Genomic DNA, 18930 nt, shown 5'->3' on the forward strand with positions numbered 1-18930 from the left:
CATTTGCAGGATATTTTGCACCAAAATAAATCAATTTTCATCAGGCGGAGAAGGTAAATCATTTTTTTCTAATACACGTGTTACTAATAGCTGATCAATTTTAAAATGGTCTACGTCAACAACTTCAAATTTATAACCACCAAATTCAACAAAGTCGGCTGGACGAGGAATTTTGCGTAAACGGTACATCATGAAACCAGCTAATGTTTCATAATTCTCTTCATCAGGTAGTTCATCCATTTCAAGCGCATGCTTAAGATCTTCAATAGGTGTACTACCATCAATCAGCCAAGAATTATTATCACGTTTAATAATTTGCTGTTCTTCTTCCATAGGGGTAACCCAATCCCCCATAACAGTAATCATGATATCGCTTAGCGTAATTACCCCAACGACAAGCGCATACTCATTAATTACAACAGCAAACTTTTCTTTTGTTGAGCGGAAGCGATCGAGTAATTCTGATAGTGTTAAAGTATCAGGTATCATTAGAACCGTACGAATAGTCGATTCATTGAGCTGGGTTAAAGATTGGTTGTTTAAAATACGTACAAGAATATCCTTGGCATCTACATAGCCAATCACTTGATCAATATTTTCGTTACAAACCAGAAATTTGGAATAAGGATATTCTGCCAGTTTTTGGCGAATACTATCTTCATGCTCGTTAAGCGTAAAATAAACAACATTTTCACGTGTTGTCATACTTGATGGGACTGTACGTTCTTCAAGTTCAAATACGTTTTCAATAAAGTGATGTTCTTGTTTTTGTAGTACACCTGCTTGAGCACCTGCATCCATCACTGCTGAAATATCATCAAAAGTAATATTGTCTTCGCGTGTGGTATTTACTTTAAACAAGCGGAATAGCAAATTGGCAATTGCATTAATTCCCCATGCTAGCGGTTTACAGATTTTGATAAAAATCTGAATAGGGTTAATTACACTAATTGCAATTTTTTCAGGTGCGATCATTGCCAAGCGTTTTGGCATTAAATCGGCAAATAAAATAAACAAAGAAGTTACCAATGTGAAAGATAGGGCGAATCCAATAGTTTGCGTCCAAGGTCCTTCATAGAAACGGTCAACTAAGTTCACAAAAAAAGGACGAAACGCAGCTTCACCCAATATACCGCCTAAGATTGCAACAGCATTTAAGCCGATTTGGGACGCTGCAAAAAAGTCTGCAGATTGTTCTTGTAAATCAAGTACTTTTTGAGCACGTTCTTCGCCAGCCTCGGCTAAAATCTTTAACTTTACTTTTCTGGCACCAGCTAGAGCAATTTCAGTTAAAGATAAAAAGCCTGCTGCGATGATGAGCAGTACGATGATAATGATATTTTGAAAGAGACTCACAAATCACCCGAGGATCATCATTATTATGACTATGTTTTAACACAAAAAAGCGCTGAGGTAATCAGATTGATTGCTCAGCGCTTAAAGATAATGTTTGAAAGAGACAATTAAATTAAAACTTATTTAATAGTGGGAAAATTGTGAATTATTAGTTAGGAATTCACGATTTTCCTCTTCGATCATTTGGCGAGCAACAAATAGAATGAGTTGGCGTAACCAGCGATGAGCTGGGTGATGGTGCAATAATGGACACCAAGCCATTTTAAGTTCAAACTCAGGAATGTAAAACGGTGGATCTTTAATAACTAATTTTGGATTTTGTGCTTGTAAACGTGCCATTCGAGTTGGAAGAGTAGCGATCAAGTCAACATTTTGAGCAAGTAATGCCGGCATCTGATAGTGACGCGTAAATACAGAAATTTTGCGGCGTTGACCAATACGTTCTAATGCTTGATCAATCCAGCCCAAGCCACCTTGTTTATCTGGGTTTACCCCAAAGCCAACACCCATACCCGTTTTAGATACCCAAATATGTTGAGCATCTAAATAGCTTTTTAGATTTAAATGAGTCACAGCAGGGTGTTTGTCATTTAAAATACAGCTAAAGCTATCACGCCAAACCAAAACTTGATGGAAGCTTTGCGGGATTTCATTGAAGCGGTTAATGGCTAGATCAACTTTACCTTGTTCCATGTCTCTATATGACACATCACTTGGAGTAAGAAAATCGAGTACAACGTTTGGTGCTTCTGAGCGGAGGGCTTTAACAAGACGAGGGACTAGGGTGGCTTCTGCATAGTCAGAAGTCATAATACGGAAAACGCGATTACTGGTATAAGGGCGGAATTCGGTACGCGGTTCCAAAATCATTGAAAGGTCAGAAAGAGCATCACGAATACGCGGTTGTAATTCAAGTGCACGTTCTGTCGGTGTCATCCCTTCAGATGAGCGGATCAGGAGAGGGTCATTAAATAAATTACGCAAGCGGCGTAAAATATTACTCATGGCTGGCTGAGTAACACCAAGCTGTTCGGCTGCGCGAGTAACGTTTTTTTCACGAAGAAGAACATCAAGATATATTAATAGATTGAGATCTACCCGCTCCAGATTCATAAAAAAAATACCGAAAATAAAACCCTAAAATTGTTTCAAATTATGCCATATTTAAAGAACATTGTGTGAAAAAATGATGAGAAAAACGACATTTTTTGTTGAAATTAAGTATGGGCAAAAAGTATCTCAAATGCTGGATTCTATTATCGTTGATCTATTTTTATTTTTATAATTATTGAACAAAAATATTTTCTTAATATTTAGTACTGTTCTAGCATGTTGATTGACATTTTGCATTGGCAAAATTCGCCTAATTTACAATTGACTTTTTATATTAAAAATGAATGGAAAATTTTCAAAAACTGTATAAAAATAAAGCTTGGAGTGTTTTTTAATCAAAATTCTATACTCCTTTAGGATTATTTTGTTTTTATAAACAAAGTGTTATGTTTTTTAGTTTTACTTATAATATCGATTTATTGGTATATTTTTTAAATAAATACTGAAGATTAACGAAGGATATTGGATTAATTGATTGGCTAAGTCTAAGCTGTGTACATGAAGAAGCAGCTGGTGTCATAGGGAATTTTCATAACATGACTCTAGGCTTCGATCGATGAAATCCTAAAATGAATACAGGACAATATCATGACTACATATCAAACAGCGATTGATGCAGTACGTGAATTAAAAGCAAAATTCGGCAACACTTGGGCAGACATTAGCCCAGAAGATGCTGCTCGTATGCAACTTCAAAACCGTTTCAAAACAGGTTTAGATATTGCTAAGTATACAGCTGCGATTATGCGTCGTGATATGGCTGAATACGATGCTGATTCAAGCAAATATACTCAATCATTAGGTTGCTGGCATGGTTTCATCGCTCAACAAAAAATGATTGCTAACAAAAAGTATTTCGGTACGACAAGCAAACGTTATATCTACCTTTCTGGTTGGATGGTTGCTGCTCTTCGTTCAGAATTTGGTCCACTTCCTGACCAATCTATGCACGAGAAAACTTCAGTACCTGCTTTGATCGAAGAAATCTACACTTTCTTACGTCAAGCTGATGCAAAAGAATTAAATGACTTGTTCCGTGCTTTAAATAAAGCGAAAGAAGCTGGTGATTCTGCGAAAGTAGCTGAAATCACAGCTCAAATTGACAACTTCGAAACTCATGTTGTGCCAATTATTGCAGACATCGATGCTGGTTTCGGTAACGAAGAAGCAACTTACTTACTTGCTAAGAAAATGATTGAAGCTGGTGCTTGTGCGCTTCAAATCGAAAACCAAGTATCTGATGCAAAACAATGTGGTCACCAAGCTGGTAAAGTAACTGTTCCACATGAAGACTTCATCGCTAAGATCCATGCACTTCGTTATGCATTCTTAGAAATGGGTGTTGAAGACGGTGTTATTGTTGCTCGTACTGACTCTGAAGGCGCTGACTTAACTCAGAAGATCCCTGTAGTTAAAGAGCCAGGTGATATCGCATCTAAATATATTAGCTACTTAGATACTCAAGAAATTGATATCTCAGAAGCTCAAGAAGATGAGATCTTAATTAAACGTGATGGTAAATTACATCGTCCAACTCGTTTAGCTTCTGGTTTATACCAATTCCGTGAAGGCACTCAGATTGATCGTGTTGTACTTGACTGTATCACTAGCCTTCAAAACGGTGCTGACTTACTTTGGATCGAAACTCCGACTCCAAACGTACAAGAAATTGCACACATGGTTAACCGTGTAAAAGAAGTAGTTCCGAATGCGAAGCTTGTTTATAACAACAGCCCATCATTCAACTGGACTTTAAACTTCCGTCAACAAGCGTACGATCGTTGGGTTGCAGAAGGTAAAGATGTATCTGCTTACGACCGTGCTAAATTAATGAGCGCTGAGTACGACAATACTGAATTAGCTGCTGAAGCTGATGAAAAAATCCGTACTTTCCAAGCAGATGCTGCGCGTGAAGCTGGTGTGTTCCATCACTTGATCACACTTCCTACATACCACACTGCTGCTCTTTCTACTCATGAATTAGCACAAGGTTACTTCGGTGACCAAGGTATGTTAGCGTATGTTGCTGGCGTACAACGTAAAGAAATCCGTGGCGGTATCGCATGTGTGAAACACCAAGCAATGGCTGGTTCTGACATCGGTGATGACCACAAAGAAATCTTCGCTGGTGAAAATGCACTTAAAGCTGGTGACGATGCTAAAAACACAATGAACCAATTCTCAGCTCACTAAGAATTGACTTCATAAAAAACCCGCTCATTTGAGCGGGTTTTTTATTTATATTGAAAAATAGATTAATCTTCTTTTTTCAAAACATAATGTTCAGCTAAAGAACCTTCAACTTTTTTACCTTCCATATCTAAAGCGGTCGCGGTATTTTCACCAATAAAGAATTTACGGTTTTGAGCTTTATCATCTAAGGTAATAACAGAAGTATTGTCTTTATCGAAAGTAAACTTACCATGGGTTTCAAATGGGTTTGCATCACCTTTACCAAGATAGGTTTCTGTTAGCTCATAAGTTTTATCATCTTTTAATTCTAATTCAGTTTTGATGCCTTCACAGTCTGCGCAAGGAAGCGTACCTTTATATTTACCATCCCAATCTAAAGAATTCTCGGCTGTATGTGCTGTATCTACCGCTTCATTATTATTTGATTGAGCAGTTTGTACAGGAGTAGATGCATCAGAGGTTGTTTCTGTTTTATTTTCATGTTTATTACATGCGACAAGAAGAGTACTCATAAGTGCAATTGCTAATAATGATTTTTTCATAATGAATAAAACCTCAAAAAAATAAATATAAAGTACTGACAGGCTAGGAAAAAAGAATCGAAAATAAAAGCTCTAGTATGTAGCTTAATTTTAACAAAAGGTAAAGTGAGTAAAAATTACACAGATTGGGGCTATGTTTTTTTATATTTTAGTTGAGAATTAAAAGTATCCACTAAAGTGATTTAATGGATACTTTTAAAAATTTATGGTTGGGCAGAAACCCCACCTAAAGAATCGCACGCTGCTTTATAAAGTTGGTATTGCTGTTCTACGACTTCATCTAAGGGCATCGCGAATAGTTCCTCACCATTTTTATAGCTTTCTACATAAGAGGTCGCTTTTTCCTTACTCACAGCTAAAGATTGCTGGTAATAAGAGTTGATTGAACTTGTAGAAATTTCACTTGTTTCAATATTTTTACATTGAAAGTTATTTAAAAGTTTTTCTGCACGTTTGACCTCACTTGATTGGCCAAAAATACACCCAGTTAAAAATACAAACGGTACTAACACGAAAAAGATTTTCATGGGAAAAATTTATAAGAGCGAGGATGGGCGCTATTGTATAAATAATTCCATGCTTTACTGTGGTTTTATGTTAGACATTGATGATTTTTTGACTCATTAAAATAAAAAAATTGTTTCTAAGTTTGTAATAACCACTTTTTGCTTTTGGTGCATATTTTGCTTATCAAAAAAGCCATTATCAAAAATGAGCCAAAATGAATCGAATTCAACAAACTTTTCAGACTTATTCAGCACCATTTTGGTATGCCCAGTTAGAACTGGGGTTTTGTTATGAAAACTCGCGCACCATAATGAGTCACAGAAAGCATTATGGCCCCGTTCGGGTGCAAAAAATGCTCTGGCCCGAAAAAACTGGGGTTTGTCATGCCATTATTGTTCATCCACCGGCTGGAATTGCAGGTGGTGATCATCTTACTTTTCAAATTGAAACAGAAGGGCAGGCACATGCTGTAATTACCACACCGGGAGCGGGTAAGTGGTATAGAACAAATGGAAAACAGGCTTTCCAGCATATTTATTTGAATGTAAAAGATGATTCTATTTTAGAGTGGATGCCGCAAGAAACAATGCTTTTTGACGGTGCTTTAGCCCACTCAGAAACAGATATTCACCTTGAACAAACTGCAAGTTTTATTGGATGGGATATGTTGGTCTTGGGGCGGCAGGCTCGGGCTGAGAATTTTGTTCAGGGAAGCTATCACAACCAGTTTAAATTATGGCGTAAAAACAAGTTATTAGTTGCTGATACTTTATATTTTGAGGGAGGCGATCGCTGGTTAAGCTCGTGTTTAGGAATGAATAATCAGGCGGTGATGGCCAGTTTTTGGGCTGTGCCCCCTGAAAAATTCCGTTCTTCATTTTATTTAGAGCAACATATTGAACTCATCCGTGAACTCATTATGCGTATGGATGTTCCCGTGACGTTGACCTTATTAGAAGATGTACTATGTGCGCGTTTTTTAGGAAATGATGTACGACGATGTCATGATGCTTTCGCAGCTATACGGGCTAAATTAAGACGTTATTGGTTTGATTTAGATGAAGAGTTTCCAAGAATTTGGAAAACTTAAGTTACGTTAAATTGCGTATTTTAAAAACGATTAAAACCAGTATGCTGCTTTTGAGCACGCATTTTGCTTAAAGAAAATTAGATGCTATTTGGGAAAGAGATATGGAACTCAATCCAACAGAAAAAGATAAGTTACTCATTTTTACTGCAGGCTTAGTGGCTGAGCGTCGTAAAGCACGCGGCTTAAAGTTGAACTATCCGGAAGCTGTTGCATTTATTTCTGCAGCCTTACTTGAAGGTGCACGGGATGGTATGACGGTGAGTGAACTTATGCACTTTGGAACGACTTTATTAAAGCGTGAAGATGTCATGGATGGCGTACCGGAAATGATTGCTGAGGTGCAGGTTGAAGCAACTTTTCCTGATGGTTCGAAATTAGTCACTGTTCATCAGCCCATTGTATAAAAGGAATACTTATGATTCCCGGTGAAGTTATTACTCCAGAAACTGATATTGAACTAAATGTTGGACGAGAAACTTTAAAGGTTGTGGTGGCTAATCTTGGCGACAGGCCTATTCAGGTTGGTTCGCATTTTCATTTTTATGAAGCAAACGATGCCTTACAGTTTGATCGTGAGGCAGTCAAAGGTTTTCGGTTAAATATTGCAGCAGGCACAGCAATACGTTTTGAACCAGGACAAAGTCGAGAAGTAGAGCTTGTTGCTTTAGCTGGTAAGCGAGAAGTATATGGTTTTGCTGGTCGGGTAATGGGCAAGCTGGATTAAAGATAACAACAATAATGAAAAGATGAGTAATAAGTTATGAAAATGTCACGTCGTGCATACGCAGAAATGTTTGGTCCAACGGTTGGTGATCGTATTCGTTTAGCTGACACAGCGCTTTTTATTGAAGTTGAGCAAGACTTAACGACATATGGTGAAGAAGTTAAATTTGGTGGCGGAAAAGTTATTCGTGATGGGATGGGGCAATCTCAGCTTTTAGCTGATGAAGTTGCTGATACAGTCATAACCAATGCTTTAATTGTGGACTGGTGGGGAATTGTTAAAGCCGATGTGGGCTTAAAGAATGGACGAATCTGGAAAATAGGGAAAGCTGGAAACCCTGATATTCAACCCGACATTACTATTCCTTTAGGTGCTGCGACAGAAGTAATTGCAGGTGAAGGACAAATTTTAACAGCTGGTGGTATTGATACTCATATTCACTGGATCTGTCCTCAGCAAGTTGAAACCGCGCTGATGTCTGGGACAACGACAATGGTGGGTGGTGGGACAGGACCTGCGGCAGGTACTTCGGCAACGACAGTGACTCCAGGGCCTTGGCATATTGCGACCATGTTGCAGGCGATTGATGATTTGCCTATGAATATTGGTCTATTGGGTAAAGGGAATTTAAGTTTACCTGACCCCATTAGCGAGCAAATTAAAGCAGGAGTAATTGGGTTAAAACTACACGAAGATTGGGGTTCAACACCTGCGGCTATTGATAACTGTTTGAGCGTTGCAGATGAGTATGATGTACAGGTCGCAATTCATACGGATACATTGAATGAAGGTGGTTTTTTAGAAGAAACGCTAGCGGCATTTAAAGACCGTACGATTCATACGTACCATACCGAAGGTGCGGGCGGCGGGCATGCTCCCGATATTTTAAAAGCAATTGGGCAAAGTAATGTCTTGCCATCTTCGACCAACCCAACACGACCTTACACGATCAATACCATTGATGAGCATTTAGATATGCTCATGGTATGCCACCATTTAGACCCAGCAATTGCTGAAGATATTGCTTTTGCAGAAAGTCGTATTCGCCGTGAAACCATTGCTGCTGAAGATATTTTACAAGACTTAGGCGCAATTGCCATGATGTCATCTGACTCTCAGGCAATGGGACGTGTGGGTGAAGTGATTTTACGAACTTGGCAAACTGCCCACAAAATGAAAGTACAACGTGGCCCATTAGAGGGTGATAATGAGTTTCATGATAACAATCGCGTTAAACGCTACATTGCCAAATATACAATTAACCCGGCAATTACCCATGGTTTAAGCCATGAAATTGGTTCGGTTGAAGTCGGAAAACTTGCTGATTTAGTGTTATGGAAGCCTGCGTTTTTTGGCGTGAAACCTTCCATGATCATTAAAGGTGGCATGATTGCAGCAGCGCCAATGGGTGACATTAATGCTTCAATTCCTACACCTCAACCAGTGCATTATCGCCCAATGTTTGGTGCTTATCCACGTGGTGTACATAACACCTGTATTACCTTTTTATCTCAAGTCGCAATTGATAAAAAAGTTGCTGAGAAGCTAAACCTTAAAAAGTTAATCAGTCCCTGTAAAAACACGCGTTCAATTACCAAAGCCGATATGAAACACAATACATATTGTCCTGTTATGCAGGTTCATCCTGAGACTTACGAGGTGCGGGCCGATGGTGAATTATTAACGTGTGAACCTGCTGACGTATTACCAATGGCACAACGTTATTTCTTGTTTTAATGAATTTATAGAGGTGATTTGCCTCATTACCTTATATATGAAAGAAATAAGTAAGGAGAGAAAAGCTAAATGAAAATTTACATCCAACGTCTTGAAGATATTTCTCCTGATCAGGCATTTGAAACGGTTGAGCTAACGTTTGATACCCGACAAAAATCACGATTTCGAGCGGCTTTATCAAGTGGCGTAGATATTGGTGCGGATTTGCCACGTACCGGCATTTTGCGTAGTGGTTCATATATTGCAACGCAAGAGGGTGATGTATTACGTGTCGATGCCAAGCCTGAACGACTAATGAAAGTCACTGCTCAGACTGAATTTGATTTGCTTAAAGCGGCTTATCATTTAGGTAACCGACATGTGCCATTAATGCTGACACCAACAGCTTTATATTTTGAGCCTGATCATGTGCTTGCAGAAATGGTAGAAGGTTTGGGACTTACTGTGACAGAAACCGATCATCCATTTGAACCTGAAAGCGGTGCCTATGCACAGCATAGCCATGACCATCGTTTAAGTCCAATCAAAGCTTTACACCATGTCCACTCATAATGCTGCGCAATTACTGCAACTGCTGACATTGTCTTCTACGGCATTACCAGTTGGAGCATATTGCTATTCGCAAGGTGTGGAAACCGCCATTGATATTGGCTTAATACACGATGAATCCTCGGCAATTGCTTACTTTGAAGAAGTGCTTGAAATGCTGCTAGTACGCTTTGAGTTACCTGTACTTAAACGTCTTATGCAACATTATGATGACCCAGATCAGTTTCTAATTTGGGCACATTTGTATAAGGCAAGCCGAGAAAGTAAAGAGCTTTTGGCCGAATCACAGCAACTCGCATTTTCTTTAAATGCATGGATTAAAGATGTTTTAAAGAAAACAGTTGAGGTTAAAAAGCAGTTTGGTTTTGTGCCTGTCTATGCGCAGCTTTGCGGTCGTTTAGAACTTAAAGATGTCGATGTACTTACGGCGTATACCTTTACCGTTTTAGAAAATCAGGTTTTAGCCGCAGTAAAAACTGTCCCATTGGGCCAAATGGCAGGACAAAGAATTTTATGGCATTTGCATGGGCGAGTACCACAAGCTGTAGAGAAGGCTTTAAAACTTAAAGATGAGCAATTGAGTAGTGCTTTGCCGCGCTATGCCATGCTGAGCATGAAACACGAAACTCAATATTCACGGTTATTCAGATCTTAAGTTTAGGAAAAAGGATAAAAATCATGACAGAACGTAGTCCATTACGAGTCGGAATTGGCGGACCAGTCGGTTCAGGTAAAACAGCACTTACACTTAACTTATGCCGTGCCTTGCGTGATAAATATAATATGGCAGTGGTGACAAATGATATTTATACCAAAGAAGACTCAAACTTTTTAACCCGTAATGAAGCGATGTCACCAGATCGTATTGTGGGTGTCGAGACAGGTGGTTGCCCGCATACAGCAATTCGTGAAGATGCTTCAATTAATTTAGCTGCGATTGATGATCTGTGCGAAAAATTTGATGGCTTAGAACTCATTATTATTGAAAGCGGTGGTGATAATTTAGCTGCGACATTTAGCCCAGAGCTTTCTGATTTAACTTTATATGTCATTGATGTAGCAGGTGGTGAAAAAATTCCACGTAAAGGTGGGCCAGGTATTACCAAGTCAGATTTACTGATTATTAATAAAACTGACCTCGCACCTATGGTGGGAGCAAACCTTGATGTCATGGACCAAGATGCAAAACGCATGCGTGGTGAAAAGCCATTTTTATTTTCAAACATGAAAACACAAGATGGGCTTGAAGAAATTATTCAATTTATTGAGAAGCAAGGGCTGTTTAAGGCTTAAGGAGTAACTATGAACTTCATTAAAAAATGGAGCTTTGGGCTCCTTAGCATGTTACCTGCGTTAGCTATGGCTCATCCGGGGCATGATCATGTACATTCAGGTTTTATGGCAGGCTTTATTCATCCGTTTACAGGGTTGGATCATTTAATAATGGCTTTAGGCTTTGGTGTCTTGCTATGGTCGGCAGCCAAACAGTGGAAAATCGCTGGTGTCATCACTTTAAGTATCACCTTAGTGATTGGCTTTTTGGTAGGTGCTCAAGGTTTGGTGCCCGCCAATGTTGCTGAATACGGTATTGTTGCTTCTTTAATTATTACAGCGATTGCGCTATGGACAAAATCAAATCGGATTTTACCTATCGCTGCCGCTTTACTCGCAAGCTTTCATGGTATGGCTCATGGTGTTGAGTTAGCACATGCAGGGCATATCGTGGCGTTAGTAACCGGTATGGTTGCTGGTATGGCACTTATCTATTGTGGTGGGCTTGCACTCGGTGCAGTATTTACACGTTATGTGCCATATGGCAAAAAAATTGTAGGTGCCTGTGCAGCACTTGTTGCAGTGATTGGTTTGAGTTAATTAAAACTTTGTAGCGAAAAAGGTAGCTTAAGGCTACCTTTTTATTCGCTTACTTTTTGGTAAAGCCCTGCATGGACTGTACCAGCTTTGGTTGTTTTAACTTGCTGCCATGTTGCAGGAAGGTGAAGCTGAGATAAATCTCGGTCAGCTTCAACGTAAATGTACCCATTATTTTTAATATGGATGTCTGCTAAGTGGGCAAGTTCTTGCCATAAATTAAGACTATAAGGGGGGTCTAAAAAAACGACATCAAACTGTTCTTTTAGGCGTGGTAAGGCTTGTTGAGCAGTTGCATTAATTAAATGGCAATTCTGCGCTTTGAGCAATTGAATATTATCTTTTAAAAATCGTGCCTGCGTCTTATCTGGCTCAATCATATAAACAGATGCAGCACCGCGCGATAATGCTTCAAAGCCTAATGCCCCAGAACCTGTGCAGATATCGAGAACCTGAGCGTTTTGAATGTCCCACATGAGCCAGTTAAATAAAGTTTCGCGGACACGATCGGGAGTTGGTCTTAATCCTTCAATACTGGCGAATGGTAAAACTCGTCTTTTCCATTCGCCCCCAATAATGCGTAATTGATTTTTCATTATTCATCGACCTCGTTTGTAGCAGGACGAGTTGGTGTTGCCTGTGGAGTAGAGGCTGCTGCGGAAGTCGGAGCAGAGGTCGCAGGAGTAGAGCTGGCACTTTCATTACCACTTGGGAGTTCACCCGGTTTAATTCCAGCGGTCATCAAGCCACCATTAACCTGATGGTTGGCTGGTCGAATCGGATTTTTCTTACGGGTTAATAACCAGTAATCAAACACGGGTTTAGCAAGTTGGGCTGCTGAACCACCATGACGGCCATTTTCCCAAATAACTGCAATAGCGATTTCGGGTTTATCAGCCGGAGCAAAGCCAACAAAAAGACCATGGTCAAGTTGGCGTTCACTAAGCGCAGCTTCGTTATAACGTTTGCCTTGAGCAATACTTTTAACCTGTGCTGTACCTGTTTTTCCGGCAATTTGATATAGCGGTGTACGGATGCCACGACCAGTACCTGATTGAATTACATCAATCATGGCTTCTCGCATTTTTACCCAATCTTCATCTGTACCATTGAAATTAATTTTTCCATCAGGTGCATTACGTACGGTAAAAGGTTTTGCACCATGGGTTGCACGTAAAACATGGGGAACTACATGCGAGCCGTGGTTCGCCGTAATGGCAGTTGCCATGGCGAGTTGTAAAGGAGTTGCTGTAAATGCACCTTGACCAATACTTACTGAAATCGTTTCACCTTTCATCCATTTGGATTTGCGTGTACGCATTTTCCATTCAGGATTTGGATATAAGCCTTCACTTTCACTTGGTAAATCGACACCTGTTTTTTGGCCAAAGCCAAATTGGCGCATCCATTGGTTCATCTGATCGATACCCATTTGATTAGCCAAAATATAAAAATAGGTATCACAAGACATGATAATGGCTTTGTGCATGTTCACGATGCCATGACCGGTTTTTTTCCAGTCACGGAATTTGTGTGAGTCACCCGGTAAATGGAAATAGCCAGGGTCGGAAATAGCAGTAGCCCAATCGACAATTCCATAATGTAAACCGCCCATCGCTTCCATTGGCTTAATGGTTGAACCGGGAGGGTATACACCTTGTACTGCACGGTTATAAAGAGGCTGATCTATATTGTCACGTAGAGAACTATAATCTTTATGATTAATACCCGTCACAAATAAATTAGGGTTAAAGCTTGGACTTGAAACCAACGCAAGAATTTCACCAGTACGCGGGTCTATCGCAACAATTGCACCACGTCGACCAGCGAGTTGTTGCGACGCGACAACTTGCAAACCATAATCTAATGATAAATAGAGATCGTTACCACGGGTTGGGTCTTTACGACCTAAGTGACGCAAAATATTACTATGAGCATCTGCTTCTACAGACTCATAACCAGGTGTTCCATGAAGTAAATCTTCATAGCTTTTTTCTACACCAATTTTACCAATCAGGTTTGTTCCAGCGTATAAATCTTTATCAATACTTTTTAATTCTTTATCGTTAATACGGCCAACATATCCAATCACGTGAGCAAATAAATCACCATGTGGATAATAGCGCGTCATTTGGGTTTCAATTCTAACCCCGGGGAACTTGTATTTAACTTCACTAAACTTGGCAATATTTGTCTCGGTCAAATTCAGTTTAATGGCCACACGTTCAGTTTTACGTGCTGTTTTAATGCGGCTTTTAAAACGATCTACATCTTCTTGAGTGAGTTCTAAAATAGGCTGTAATTGTTCAATAACGGTATCAACGTTCTCAACATCTGCTTTACTTAATGTTGCGGTAAAAACAGGGTAGTTATCTGCCAGTAAAACCCCATTGCGGTCATAAATATAACCACGAGCAGGCGGAAGGGGTTGTAGGCGAATACGGTTTTTATCCGATGCCGTCGAGAACTCATCATAATGAAAAATTTGTAGATAAGCGTATCGGCTGGCTAGTACCAATAAACAGATAATCACAAGCCCTACGGCAAAAAATATACGACCTCGATAAATGCGCTTTTCTTGCTGGATATCTTTTAAAGGAAAGTGCTGTTTCATACGGATCGACTTAATGACATAGGGTGAGAAAAATAGCTGCTTATTCTAACGCAAGCGCACTTAAAATATCGCATATTTTTCAAAGTTTCAGTGAAGAGGCAAATTGGCTTTTTTGACTTTGTAGACAACAAAATTGTAGAGTCTTGTATATAAGAACCAAAATAATTCTGTTAAAGTCTCTCATTCAATAGAATAGGGTTGTTCTCACCATACGATTAGGGAAAATGGAGAAAATAATGAGAAAAATTTATCCCTTACTTGCAGTTTTGACAGTAAGCAGTTGGGCACATGCGCAAGATTACTCATTTCTTCCAGAAGCAAAATTAGCAGATCATAAAGCATCTACCTGGAATGTAGGCGCCGGTTTTACACAAAAATTGTTACATCTCAATGGTGAGTGGGTAAATCCTTATGGAATTGCTTACGCAAAAGTTGGTGCATTTTTAAATGGCGATAAAACTGCTGGAGGGCAAGTCGGATTCCGCTATCCGTACTACCTTACTGGAACAGATAAAAATGGTTACTATATTGGCTTTTACGCTGGACATCTTGATAGCAAATCGGTTGATGGAGATTATAAATCTCGTTTAGGTGCTGGTGTTGATTTGGCATATGTATTGTTGAATTCAGAAAGAATTAGTACGTTTAGTGTGGGTATCGGCGCAGCGGAAAAATTAACGGACCAGAATGGTGATGTTGCTGCAGATACTAAACCACAAATTCAATTTTCTTATTCTCTAAGTTTTGGTTTATAAAACAAAGCAGTTTATCGTTAACTCGCCATAAGCAGAGCACAAATAAATACGAGAGTCTTACATGTTAGAGTACGTCAGCGGATTGTGGCAGACCTTTTTACACAGACCTGATTTTTGGGCCGTTTTGAGTATCATTCCGGTCACTGCCTTTGTCACATGGGCACATGTGTGGATGGCTTTAAAAATGGTGTTTTACCCAATCAAGTTTTGGGGATTTCATTTAGGTCCTTTACCAGTCGGCTGGCAAGGTATTGTGCCACGTAAAGCTGGACGTATCTCTGGAATTATTACCGATAATACTTTATCCAAGTTAGGTTCTTTGCGTGAGTTTTTAGAGGCAATGGACCCTGAAGACATGGCGCGTATTATTGGTGAGCAAGTCGGATTTGAACTTGAGCATTTGATTGATGAAGTGATGATCGATCGTAATGCAGTGCTTTGGGAAAATTTACCTTATTCGATTAAACGCCGTATTTATGCTCAAGCGCATAAGCAATTACCAGGTGTACTTAGAGAATTAGTGACTGAGCTGACTATGAACGTTGAGTCACTGGTTGATATGCGTGAAATGGTGGTGAGCCAAATGGAAGGTGATCGCCGTTTAATGGTACGTATGTTTTTAAAAGTTGGACAAAAAGAAATCAACTTTATTTGGCATATTAGTGCACTAATCGGGATGTTCTTTGGTGTTTTCCAAATGGTGGTCTGGTTTGTGGTGCCTTGGCATTGGACAGTACCGTTTTGGGCGTCTATTTGGGGCTTTTTAACTAACTGGATTGCAATCTGGATGGTATTTAACCCGATTGAACCGCATTACATTCGTTATCCGCAAATATTTAGATTAACAAAAGATCGTAAGTTCCCTTGGATTGTACCTGTTTTACGAATTGGTACTTATAATGTTCAAGGGGCTTTCATGAAGCGTCAAGAAGAAGTTTCAGAAGTCTTCTCAAGCGTAGTGACAGAAGATCTGATTACGTTAAAATCAATTATGACAGAAATGATGTATGGTTCACGCAAGGACAAAACGCGTCGTATTGTTAAACGTCATATTAACGAAATCATGGAAACTCCACTTGTTCGAACATCTTTACAGCTTTCTTTAGGCCCAAGAGAGTATGCAAGGTTAAAGACGGACTTGATTGATCGTTCAATTGAAATTACGATGGGACCGGTATGTGACCCTGCACTAAATGCAAGCCGGGCACAGAAGATTTTTCAAATGTTTAAAGAGCGTATTCGTGAACTAACACCAAAAGAGTTTCAGAATTTGTTACGTCCAGCATTTCAAGAGGACGAGTGGATTCTTATTGTACTAGGTGGGGTAACCGGATTTATTGCTGGTACAATACATTTGTTTGTGGCTTTCTTATAATTCGAAGTCGGGCAGGATCTATTGAAGATCAATGAAACTAAATCTGCCAGACCTCACATTCATTGTTTTAAATGAGGATGTTTTTTATGCGCATTATCTTACTCGGACCACCTGGGGCAGGCAAAGGTACTCAGGCTCAGTTGATCTGTAAGCGCTACAATATCCCACAAATTTCAACCGGTGATATGCTCCGTGCTGCAATTCGTGAAGGTACTGAATTAGGTTTAAAAGCTAAAAGTGTGATGGAATCTGGCGGTTTAGTTTCAGATGAACTCATTATCGGTTTAGTAAAAGAACGTATTGCTCAACCTGACTGCGTGAATGGTTGTATTTTCGACGGCTTTCCACGCACTATTCCTCAAGCAGAAGCTTTGGAAAAAGAAGGGATCAGCATTGATCATGTAATCGAAATTGATGTACCTGATGAAGAAATCGTAAAACGTCTTTCTGGTCGTCGTCAGCATCCTGCTTCTGGTCGTGTTTATCACGTTGTATACAATCCACCTAAAGTGGAAGGTAAAGATGATGAAACTGGTGAAGATCTTGTTCAACGTCCAGATGACCAAGAAGAAACAATCCGTAAGCGTTTAGCGTCTTATCACACTGAAACAGAACAATTGGTTGGTTTTTACCAAGGTCGTGCTGCTTCTGGTGAAAACGCGCCAACTTATGACAAGCTTGATGGCTTGCGTACAATTGAAGATGTACAAAAAGATTTGTTCAACATCTTAGACAAATAATTTAATATTATTTGTAATACCGAGCCCTCTTTGTGAGGGCTCTTTTCTTTCATTAAGTGCAGGAGAATGATTTGAAAATCATTTTGATTTTGGTGGTATTGCTGAGTCTGGCACTATTGTTATTTTTACTGTATCAAAGCTACAAAATGCTGAGAAAAGTACAAAAACAAGCGAAAGAAGAAAGAAAACAGCAAAAGCGTTTAAAGTAACCAAATTGGGTATAAGCTATACCCAACTTTTATTCTGCCTCAATATTTTTAACCGCAATTTGTTTTTGAGCACCAAACTCAAAGCGGTCCGGCCAGTTACATACATCAGCAACCACGCACTCTGAACATTTTGGTTTACGGGCAATACAGCAGTAACGACCATGTAATATCAGCCAGTGATGTGCATCTAAAATAAATTCTTTAGGAATGACTTTTACTAAGCGGTGTTCAACTTCAAGAACATTTTTACCTATTGCTAAGCCCGTTCGGTTTCCAACACGGAAAATATGGGTATCGACAGCCATTGTCGGCTGACCGAATGCAGTATTTAAAACTACATTGGCTGTTTTACGGCCTACGCCTGGCAAAGCTTCCAAATCTTTTCGGTTACTTGGAACTTCACCGTTAAACTGCTCCATTAAAATCTTACAGGTCTTGATAACATTTTCGGCTTTTGCGTTATAAAGACCAATCGTTTTAATGTACTCTTTTAACCCGTCTACGCCTAAGTTATAGATTTTTTCAGCGGTGTTCGCAACAGGATAGAGCTTATCAGTTGCTTTGTTGACACTAACGTCGGTTGCTTGCGCCGATAACATAACGGCAATGAGCAATTCAAATGGTGATGAATACTTTAATTCGGTCTGTGGAGAAGGTCTTTGTTCACGAAGGCGTTCAAAGAAAATTTGAATCTGCTTTTTCGTCATATTTTTGACGGCCATTCAGACCTCCTGTAATTGAATGAGTTGCTGTTGTAGTTCATCAACTTGAAGACGCTTTTTGGCATCTTCTCGAACACTGAGCTGCTTTTCCAACTTTTTAATTTGTGTACGAATTTTCGCTAATTCAATTGTGGTTTTTGCATCGTTTACAATCGCTTCTTTTGGCTTCTCGATGAGCTCAATTGAAGGTAAATCATCAAGTGCTTGAGAGAACTGTGCAAACAGCTGGGTATCTATTTCAGCACGTACAACAGGGCCTTTACGGTGAATACGGCGTTTTTCTTCACGTTGAATATGCGCGTAATAACGTTGTCGTAAATCATTTTGTTCCGCAATGCGTTGCTGTTCGCTTGGCAATGCTTGAGTGTCTTCGACTAGATCAATACAGTCAACTGGGCAGGGTGGAATACATAACTCACAACCTGTGCATAGATCAGTCAAAATTGTATGCATGAGCTTACCACTACCAATAATGGCATCTACTGGGCAGGCATTAATACATTTTGTACATCCGATGCATTCATCTTCGCGAATAATTGCCTTCATACGTTGTGGGCGTCCATCCGCCTGTACAGGCCAGACACTCGTTTCAGCAGGTAACAATGGGCGATTTAATAATTGTGCCAGTGCATCGGCCACTGGCTGTCCACCAGGAACACATTTATTTGCTTCTTCACCTTCAGCAATGGACTTTGCGTAAGGTAGACAGCCGTCACGGTGCCCACACAGACCACATTGTGTTTGTGGTAATAACGCATCAATCTCGCGTATGAGAGAAATAGATGGATTCATAGAGGAAAATAGCTTGCTTAAAACGATGCGATAATGAAGAAAA

General features: G+C 39.6%; 21 protein-coding genes. 13 read left to right on the forward strand and 8 right to left on the reverse strand.

Annotated features, from left to right (window positions below; translation table 11 throughout):
• Positions 1-30: 30 nt before the first annotated feature.
• Together RFX69_RS02210 and RFX69_RS02215 are read right to left on the reverse strand one after the other, a co-directional pair.
• A complete protein-coding gene (locus tag RFX69_RS02210; RefSeq protein WP_000051871.1) occupies positions 31-1356 on the reverse strand; it encodes a hemolysin family protein in 1326 nt (441 codons plus the stop codon).
• 123 nt (positions 1357-1479) lie between these two features.
• The gene (locus tag RFX69_RS02215) at positions 1480-2469 is read right to left on the reverse strand and encodes a LysR family transcriptional regulator (RefSeq protein ID WP_001047619.1); all 990 of its coding nucleotides are present in this window, start codon (positions 2467-2469) and stop codon (positions 1480-1482) included.
• Between the two features lie 588 nt (positions 2470-3057).
• Between RFX69_RS02215 and RFX69_RS02220 the strand changes: the two genes are divergently transcribed.
• Complete coding sequence (locus tag RFX69_RS02220; protein WP_000214787.1) at positions 3058-4662, forward strand: isocitrate lyase; 1605 nt, start codon at positions 3058-3060, stop codon at positions 4660-4662.
• 62 nt (positions 4663-4724) lie between these two features.
• Here the strand turns inward: RFX69_RS02220 and RFX69_RS02225 are convergent, their stop codons facing one another.
• Positions 4725-5204, reverse strand: coding sequence for a copper resistance protein NlpE (locus RFX69_RS02225; protein ID WP_000749178.1), 480 nt, complete (start codon positions 5202-5204; stop codon positions 4725-4727).
• 203 nt (positions 5205-5407) lie between these two features.
• The gene (locus RFX69_RS02230) at positions 5408-5731 is read right to left on the reverse strand and encodes a hypothetical protein (protein WP_000688341.1); all 324 of its coding nucleotides are present in this window, start codon (positions 5729-5731) and stop codon (positions 5408-5410) included.
• A 194-nt stretch (positions 5732-5925) separates the two neighbouring features.
• Between RFX69_RS02230 and RFX69_RS02235 the strand changes: the two genes are divergently transcribed.
• From RFX69_RS02235 to RFX69_RS02270, 8 genes are all read left to right on the forward strand, one after another.
• Positions 5926-6801, forward strand: coding sequence for an urease accessory protein UreD (locus tag RFX69_RS02235; protein ID WP_289332996.1), 876 nt, complete (start codon positions 5926-5928; stop codon positions 6799-6801).
• 101 nt (positions 6802-6902) lie between these two features.
• Positions 6903-7205 (forward strand): urease subunit gamma, encoded by a 303-nt coding sequence (ureA, locus tag RFX69_RS02240; RefSeq protein ID WP_000422460.1) that lies wholly within the window; start codon positions 6903-6905, stop codon positions 7203-7205.
• An 11-nt stretch (positions 7206-7216) separates the two neighbouring features.
• The gene (locus RFX69_RS02245) at positions 7217-7525 is read left to right on the forward strand and encodes an urease subunit beta (RefSeq protein ID WP_000612142.1); all 309 of its coding nucleotides are present in this window, start codon (positions 7217-7219) and stop codon (positions 7523-7525) included.
• 36 nt (positions 7526-7561) lie between these two features.
• Positions 7562-9262 carry an urease subunit alpha gene (gene ureC / locus RFX69_RS02250; protein ID WP_000784166.1) on the forward strand — a complete coding sequence of 567 codons (1701 nt, stop codon included), beginning with the start codon at positions 7562-7564 and terminating at the stop codon, positions 9260-9262.
• Between the two features lie 69 nt (positions 9263-9331).
• Positions 9332-9814, forward strand: a complete 483-nt coding sequence (gene ureE / locus RFX69_RS02255; RefSeq protein ID WP_289332995.1) for an urease accessory protein UreE — start codon at positions 9332-9334, stop codon at positions 9812-9814.
• Positions 9801-10466 (forward strand): urease accessory protein UreF, encoded by a 666-nt coding sequence (locus RFX69_RS02260; RefSeq protein WP_000103635.1) that lies wholly within the window; start codon positions 9801-9803, stop codon positions 10464-10466. The genes ureE and RFX69_RS02260 overlap by 14 nt, the downstream gene beginning before the upstream one ends.
• A 23-nt stretch (positions 10467-10489) precedes the next feature.
• Positions 10490-11104 (forward strand): urease accessory protein UreG, encoded by a 615-nt coding sequence (gene ureG / locus RFX69_RS02265; protein WP_000140200.1) that lies wholly within the window; start codon positions 10490-10492, stop codon positions 11102-11104.
• 9 nt (positions 11105-11113) lie between these two features.
• Positions 11114-11683, forward strand: coding sequence for a HupE/UreJ family protein (locus tag RFX69_RS02270; RefSeq protein WP_289332994.1), 570 nt, complete (start codon positions 11114-11116; stop codon positions 11681-11683).
• Between the two features lie 41 nt (positions 11684-11724).
• Here the strand turns inward: RFX69_RS02270 and rsmD are convergent, their stop codons facing one another.
• Complete coding sequence (gene rsmD, locus RFX69_RS02275) at positions 11725-12276, reverse strand: 16S rRNA (guanine(966)-N(2))-methyltransferase RsmD (protein ID WP_031962908.1); 552 nt, start codon at positions 12274-12276, stop codon at positions 11725-11727.
• Entirely contained in the window at positions 12276-14294 is a 2019-nt protein-coding gene (gene mrdA, locus RFX69_RS02280; RefSeq protein ID WP_000809155.1) for a penicillin-binding protein 2, read from the reverse strand. Before mrdA ends, rsmD begins: the two co-directional genes overlap by 1 nt.
• 236 nt (positions 14295-14530) lie before the next feature.
• Here mrdA and RFX69_RS02285 point away from each other — a divergent pair, with 236 nt between their 5' ends.
• From RFX69_RS02285 to RFX69_RS02300, 4 genes are all read left to right on the forward strand, one after another.
• Entirely contained in the window at positions 14531-15049 is a 519-nt protein-coding gene (locus RFX69_RS02285) for a hypothetical protein (protein ID WP_001227325.1), read from the forward strand.
• A 61-nt stretch (positions 15050-15110) separates the two neighbouring features.
• On the forward strand, positions 15111-16424 hold the full coding sequence (locus RFX69_RS02290) for a membrane protein (RefSeq protein ID WP_000895449.1): 1314 nt from the start codon (positions 15111-15113) through the stop codon (positions 16422-16424).
• Between the two features lie 86 nt (positions 16425-16510).
• Positions 16511-17164 carry an adenylate kinase gene (adk, locus tag RFX69_RS02295; RefSeq protein ID WP_001220244.1) on the forward strand — a complete coding sequence of 218 codons (654 nt, stop codon included), beginning with the start codon at positions 16511-16513 and terminating at the stop codon, positions 17162-17164.
• A gap of 71 nt (positions 17165-17235) precedes the next feature.
• Positions 17236-17373 carry a hypothetical protein gene (locus RFX69_RS02300; RefSeq protein ID WP_000691574.1) on the forward strand — a complete coding sequence of 46 codons (138 nt, stop codon included), beginning with the start codon at positions 17236-17238 and terminating at the stop codon, positions 17371-17373.
• Positions 17374-17402: 29 nt separating this feature from the next.
• Here RFX69_RS02300 and nth read toward each other — a convergent pair whose 3' ends face one another.
• On the reverse strand, positions 17403-18095 hold the full coding sequence (gene nth, locus RFX69_RS02305; RefSeq protein ID WP_000279329.1) for an endonuclease III: 693 nt from the start codon (positions 18093-18095) through the stop codon (positions 17403-17405).
• Complete coding sequence (locus tag RFX69_RS02310; protein WP_289332993.1) at positions 18096-18887, reverse strand: RnfABCDGE type electron transport complex subunit B; 792 nt, start codon at positions 18885-18887, stop codon at positions 18096-18098.
• Positions 18888-18930 lie beyond the last annotated feature (43 nt).

This window comes from Acinetobacter sp. 148 (assembly GCF_031196675.1).
Taxonomy (GTDB): domain Bacteria; phylum Pseudomonadota; class Gammaproteobacteria; order Pseudomonadales; family Moraxellaceae; genus Acinetobacter; species Acinetobacter baumannii.